Annotated in this window: 6 protein-coding genes and 2 rRNA genes; 6 read left to right on the top strand and 2 right to left on the bottom strand. The window is 40.5% G+C overall.

Annotation, left to right across the window (positions count from 1 at the left end; translation table 11 throughout):
• The 6 genes from U9670_RS02485 to U9670_RS02460 all read left to right on the top strand — a co-directional run.
• Nucleotides 1–179: ribosomal RNA gene (locus U9670_RS02485) — 23S ribosomal RNA — on the top strand; the annotation flags it as partial.
• 177 nt (nt 180–356) lie between these two features.
• Nucleotides 357–470, top strand: a 5S ribosomal RNA gene (rrf, locus tag U9670_RS02480).
• An 88-nt stretch (nt 471–558) separates the two neighbouring features.
• Nucleotides 559–1,101, top strand: a complete 543-nt coding sequence (locus U9670_RS02475; RefSeq protein WP_323841600.1) for a GspH/FimT family pseudopilin — start codon at nt 559–561, stop codon at nt 1,099–1,101.
• Between the two features lie 8 nt (nt 1,102–1,109).
• The gene (locus U9670_RS02470) at nt 1,110–2,162 is read left to right on the top strand and encodes a 5'-nucleotidase (protein ID WP_323841601.1); all 1,053 of its coding nucleotides are present in this window, start codon (nt 1,110–1,112) and stop codon (nt 2,160–2,162) included.
• 75 nt (nt 2,163–2,237) lie between these two features.
• Complete coding sequence (locus tag U9670_RS02465) at nt 2,238–3,077, top strand: TatD family hydrolase (protein ID WP_323841602.1); 840 nt, start codon at nt 2,238–2,240, stop codon at nt 3,075–3,077.
• Nucleotides 3,077–3,841: a tRNA threonylcarbamoyladenosine dehydratase gene (locus U9670_RS02460; protein WP_323841858.1), complete on the top strand. Its 765-nt coding sequence runs from the start codon at nt 3,077–3,079 to the stop codon at nt 3,839–3,841. Before U9670_RS02465 ends, U9670_RS02460 begins: the two co-directional genes overlap by 1 nt.
• A 157-nt stretch (nt 3,842–3,998) precedes the next feature.
• Here U9670_RS02460 and glyA read toward each other — a convergent pair whose 3' ends face one another.
• The gene (gene glyA, locus U9670_RS02455) at nt 3,999–5,378 is read right to left on the bottom strand and encodes a serine hydroxymethyltransferase (protein WP_323841603.1); all 1,380 of its coding nucleotides are present in this window, start codon (nt 5,376–5,378) and stop codon (nt 3,999–4,001) included.
• A gap of 146 nt (nt 5,379–5,524) precedes the next feature.
• Nucleotides 5,525–5,992 carry a chorismate--pyruvate lyase family protein gene (locus tag U9670_RS02450; RefSeq protein ID WP_323841604.1) on the bottom strand — a complete coding sequence of 156 codons (468 nt, stop codon included), beginning with the start codon at nt 5,990–5,992 and terminating at the stop codon, nt 5,525–5,527.
• Between the last annotated feature and the right edge of the window lie 8 nt (nt 5,993–6,000).

Raw genomic sequence — 6,000 nt, 5'->3', positions numbered from 1 at the left:
GCATTGCCGAGTAGCTACGTTCGGATGGGATAACCGCTGAAAGCATCTAAGCGGGAAGCCCACCTCAAGATAAGATTTCCCTAAAGGGCCGTTGTAGACTACGACGTTGATAGGTTGGGTGTGGAAGCACAGCGATGTGTGTAGCTAACCAATACTAATTGCCCGTTTGGCTTGACCATACAACACCCAAGTGGTTTAGATACTGTGAATCAGTCATCAAACACTCAGTGTTGAATGGTAAGTGTAAGATTTTACCTAACAAGCTTGAATCAATCTTGAATGAATTTACTTTTTAACTTAAAAAGTGAAACAAACTTAAAAAAACAGACTCATAGCAGCGTTGTTAATCCTTTTACGCTGACGACAATAGCAAGATGGAACCACCTGATCCCTTCCCGAACTCAGAAGTGAAACGTCTTAGCGCCGATGGTAGTGTGGTTCGCCCATGTGAGAGTAGGTCATCGTCAGCACCTTATTTAGCCCCCTTCAACGGTTGTTGGAGGGGGTTTTTGGGGGTTGACAGTGGGGTGTGATGTAACTAAAAGGAGGGGTTGAGAAGTGGCCTTGATACGGTTTTGGCAAAGCGGTTTTACTTTAGTTGAAATGATGGCAGTTCTTACAATTGTGGCTGTACTTATCTTTTTTGCACAGCCTACTTATATTGCCATGATGCAACGAATTGAAGCGCATGAGGTGCGTAGGCACATTCATGAGGCCATTCGCTTGGCAAAAATTGAAAGCCGTATTCGTGGTCAAGATGTCTTGATTTGTCCAATGAATAATGATGTGTGTAGTAAAGTTGCTCAAGACAATCTTTTGGTTTTTATCGATACTAATAGAAATAATAAATTTGATAAGAAAAAGGATATTGTTATCATTAAAGAGGCGTTGTCTCTTAGATATGGTATAATCAGTATGAGCGTTTCTGCTGGTCGGGATTATATAAAGTTCATGGGCGATACAGGCAAACCTCGGGGTAATTTTGGGCATATCAAGTACTGTAATATATTTAAAGAAAAAACTCATAGTTTTCAGATAGTTGTTAATATGAATGGTATGGTTTCAGAAAAATATGGAAGTAGATTGAATATTGATTGTTGAGGATAAAGATGCCGGTAGATTTTTCAAACACATTGATAGTGGCAATTTCAGCAACAGCATTGTTTGATCTGACAGATGTTGAAAAAACAATGGCTAAGTTTGTGCAAGAAGATGAAAAAACAGCGGCAAAACATTTTCATGAATATATGCAAGCACATGAGAAAGAGCCACTTGCAGCGGGAACTGGTTATCCACTCATTAAGGCTCTTTTAAATTTAAATAAATATGATCAAGATAAAGAGTATCACAATGAATCACCATTTGTTGAAGTAGTGATTGTTTCAAAATCGACGCCAGATATGGGTATTCAGGTTTTAAATGCTATCCGTACACACGGTCTGGAGATTACTCGTTCGGCTTTTATTTCTGGGGCTTCGGTAACAGACTATATTAAAGATTTTGATGTTGATTTATTTTTAACCACCAATCAAGAAGATGCTCAAAAAGTTGCCGATGCGCGAGTTTGTGCTTGTGCTATTTTAGATGCTGGCCCTATTGATATTTCAAAGCTGGATACAGAACAATTGCGTATTGCTTTTGATGGCGATGCTGTACTTTTTGATGAGGCGAGTGAGTTGGTTTTTCAGCAACATGGATTACAAGCCTTTCATCGCTATGAAAATGAAAAAATGGATTTGCCGATGGACAAGGGTCCTTATGCAGATTTTTTAATTAAACTATCTAGATTGCAAAGCAGGCTACCAAATGATACCAATGCCGACAATAGCCCAATTCGTATTGCATTGGTAACTGCAAGAAATGCTCCTGCTGATATGAGAGCCATCAAAACTTTGCGTGAATGGGGTGTCAGTGTTGATGTGGCGTTTTTTTTAGGAGGGTTGAGCAAAACCCGTGTGCTAAAAACTTTTGCACCGCATATTTTCTTTGATGACCATGTCAAACATATTGAGGCTGCACGCAAAATTGTGCCATCAGCACATGTTCCATACCACTCAGCATCATTGCTTAATGAACTGACCAAAAGACCGCTAAAAAGTAAGCTTTTCAAACCCATTAAAAAACGCAAGAACTGTTGTGATGAAGAAAATCACCTTAATTAAAATTGTGATTGCTGTAACTTTATTGTTATTACCAAGACGCAGCACTCAAAAACCTAATGACAAACCTAAGCCATCATGATTCGTTTGATTGATACGCATACACACTTTGATGTGTCAGAGTTTGATGCCAATCGTGCCAGTTTGACAAAAAAAGCACATGAAAATGGTGTGCGTCATCTGCTGCTGATTGGGTTTTTGGCAAAATACTTTGGACAAATGATAGATGTTCAAAGCGAAATGTTGAAATTTAATTTGGCTGTACAGGCACACTTGGCATTTGGCTTGCACCCCTTATATATCCTTGAACAAAGTGAAAATGACCTGATTTTACTTGATGATTTTATTAGGTCGTATGAGAGTGTTGCCATTGCTGAGATTGGTCTAGATACTTATCCGAAATATTTTAATGAGTCTGAAATTTTTAAAAAACAGCAAAAATTTTTTATTGAGCAAATCAACCTTGCTAAGATGTATGGATTGCCTGTTATCTTGCATATTCGCAAAGCACATGGGCAGGTATTGCAAATTTTAAAGTCTCAAAAATATCGTGCTGATGAACAAGGTGGCATCGCACACAGTTTTAGCGGTGGCGAACAAGAGGCGCTTGCTTTTGTTAAAATGGGGTTTAAGCTTGGTATTACAGGGCAAATCACCAATCCAAATGCAAAAAAACTTCGTCGTGCGGTGATGGCAGTGTTTGAAAAATATGGTGCTGATGCATTTGTTATTGAAACAGACTGCCCTGATATGATGCCTTTGCCTCACCAGCATTTGGGTGGTCCAAATGAGCCTGCCAATTTGATTTATGTGATTAATGAGTTGGCGAATTTATTTGGTATGGATAAAGAAATTTTGGCAAGACGGTTATGGGAAAATAGCAATGAAGCGTTACGCCAGCAGTGGATTTATGAATGATGAGTGATTTGATGACACGCCGTTTTATGGGCACGCGTACGCTATATGGAGCAGACTTTGAAAAATTCATGAATGCTCATGTTTATGTCATCGGCGTGGGCGGCGTGGGCTCTTGGGCGATTGAGGGGCTTGCTAGAACTGGTGTGGGTAAGCTGACCTTGGTGGACTTGGATGTGTTGGTTGAGAGCAATATTAACCGTCAGTTGCCTGCACTTGATGGGACGCTGGGCGAATCTAAAATTCATGCCATGGCAGACAGATTGCATCAGATTAATCCAAATTTAACACTAAATTTGATTGATGATTTTTTGACGGCGGATAATATCAAAGAAATTTTACCATCTAAAAATGAAATTTGGGCATTGGCCAAACAAGGCATTAAAGTGGTTGTGCTTGATTGTGTTGATGATATGAGTGCAAAACTTGCCATCAGTTTGCATTGCCGATTTAATAAGATTAAGCTCATCATCTCAGGTGGTGTGGGTGGCAAGATAGATCCGACACAAATTAAAGTGGCAGACCTAAAAGATGTAACCCAAGATCCATTGCTTGCTAAATTACGCACCCGCTTAAAAGAAAAAAATATCAGCCAAAATAAAAAAGGTAAATTTGCCATGAAATGCGTCTATTCGACCGAGCAACTAAAAATGGCGACAGCGTGTGAAAGTGGATTAAACTGTGGTGGTTATGGTTCTGCAGTGGCGGTAACAAGTGTTGTTGGCATGGTGATGGTGTCAGAGTGTCTGGCAATGATTGCCAAATAGGCTATCAGATGGTCTATGGCCAAGTTTATAGATTTAAATTTATAGATTGAAAAATTGACAAAATATATGAGAAATATATGAGGCGGTTGGCCTTGTGATTGTATGTGTTAAAAAAGCCACCTTGCTGGGTGGCTTTTTTGTGAGATGAATTTGATGATTATTTATTGATTTTTTCCATTGCTTTTTCATAAAACTCATTGAATTTTTCTTTGGCAGTATGAACAAATTCACTGTCAGCCTGTTCGTCAATCATTTCACTGATTTTGACAAAAAGCTCTTTGGTTTTTGATTTTTGGTATACAGGCAGGCGTTTGCATACCTCGCCAACCTTCTTGCGAACCTCACTAAGCACTGCTTCGTCACCACGAGCGTCTAACACATCGCAAATCCAGTTTGCCAAATCTACACATTCTTCTTCTTTAAAGCCACGAGTGGTTACGGCAGGTGTACCGATGCGAATGCCTGAGGTGACAAATGGTGATTTTGGATCATTTGGTACAGAGTTTTTGTTGACGGTGATATGAGCATCGCCCAGCCATTTGTCTGCTTCTTTACCTGTGATGCCTTGTTTGATTAGGCTGATGAGCATTAGATGGTTTTCTGTGCCGCCAGAAACAACATCATACCCACGAGCGATGATGGTTTTTGCCATGGCTTGTGCATTTTTTACAACTTGTTGTTGATATGCTTTGTATTTATCGGTCATGGCCTCTTTAAAGCATACGGCTTTAGCAGCGATGGCGTGCATGAGCGGACCACCTTGCGAGCCAGGGAATACGGCAGAATTTAGTTTTTTCTCAATCTCTTCATTGGCCTTTGCAAGGATAAGACCTGAGCGTGGGCCACGCAAAGTTTTGTGAGTGGTAGTGGTGGTTACATCAGCGATTTGTACTGGATTTGGATAGATGCCAGCAGCTACCAAGCCCGCCACATGTGCCATGTCCACCATGAGATAAGCACCTACGCTATCGGCAATCTCACGAAAGCGTTGCCAGTCCATGATTTGTGAGTAGGCAGAAAAGCCTGCGATGATCATCTTGGGCTTATGCTCGTTGGCAAGACGCTGGATTTCATCATAATCAAGCAGGCCGTTTTCATCAATGCCGTAATGCACCGCATTATAAGTTTTGCCAGAAAATGATACGCTTGCACCATGTGTTAGATGTCCACCATGTGCCAAACTCATGCCCATGACGGTATCACCAGCTTCTAATAAAGCTAAATAGACGGCCGCATTGGCACTTGAGCCTGAGTGTGGCTGAACATTGGCGTAATCTGCACCGAAAAGTTCTTTGGCACGATCAATGGCAATTTGCTCGATGATGTCCACATTCTCACAGCCACCATAATAGCGTTTGGTTGGATAACCTTCGGCGTATTTGTTGGTCAGGTTTGAACCTTGGGCTTCCATGACCGAAGGAGAGCAGTAGTTTTCTGATGCAATGAGTTCAATATGGTTTTCTTGACGCCAACCTTCTTTATCAATGATGGCTGCCAATTCTGGGTCGTAGGCGTGTAAAGAGATGTCTTTAAACATGATTTTGCACCTTTTGTTGGGATTGAGTGATGAGTTGAAAGTTTTGTTAGTGTATCATAATTTATTAAAAATAAACACAATGCTTTATGTGTTTTCGTGCGATTTGGCTTGATAAAAATGAGGCATTAAAGCCAGTTTACATGGCTTTAAAATTTTTCAAAACTTGTGATAAAGCCATGTAAAAAAATTTCCTCCACTAAAATGTATCGCCCCTGCCAATCATAGATACTGGCTCTTTTAAATTGCCCATCATGCTTAAAAATATGTCGCTGACAAGGCAAGGTTCTTGATTTTTTAAACATCACATAGCCAATTGGCGTGTCTTTTAGATGGCGTAATCGTTTGGCATTGCCAATTAAGCTGGGCTGAGGAAAGATACTTTTGGCGTGAATCCATGCCTGTTCATCATTGCCAAAAAGTAGTACTTCACGCACCCAGGCCAAAGCAGGGCGGTGAACTGGTAAGTTTAAGATTTTTTTGTTTTTAAAATCAATGGGTTGCCATTCTTCTTTGATGACTTTGACTCTCAGGATTTGACCTGCCTTAGCTTCTAGCATTGCAGTTAGTGAGCCTTGCGTGGTTAGGTATGGTAGTAGGGTGGCTGGTGGTGTCATTTTGGTGA

This window comes from Moraxella tarda (assembly GCF_035181405.1).
Taxonomy (GTDB): Bacteria; Pseudomonadota; Gammaproteobacteria; order Pseudomonadales; family Moraxellaceae; genus Moraxella.
The sequence above is the reverse complement of the archived record's forward strand: the minus strand, read 5'-3'. Positions and strand labels throughout refer to the sequence as shown.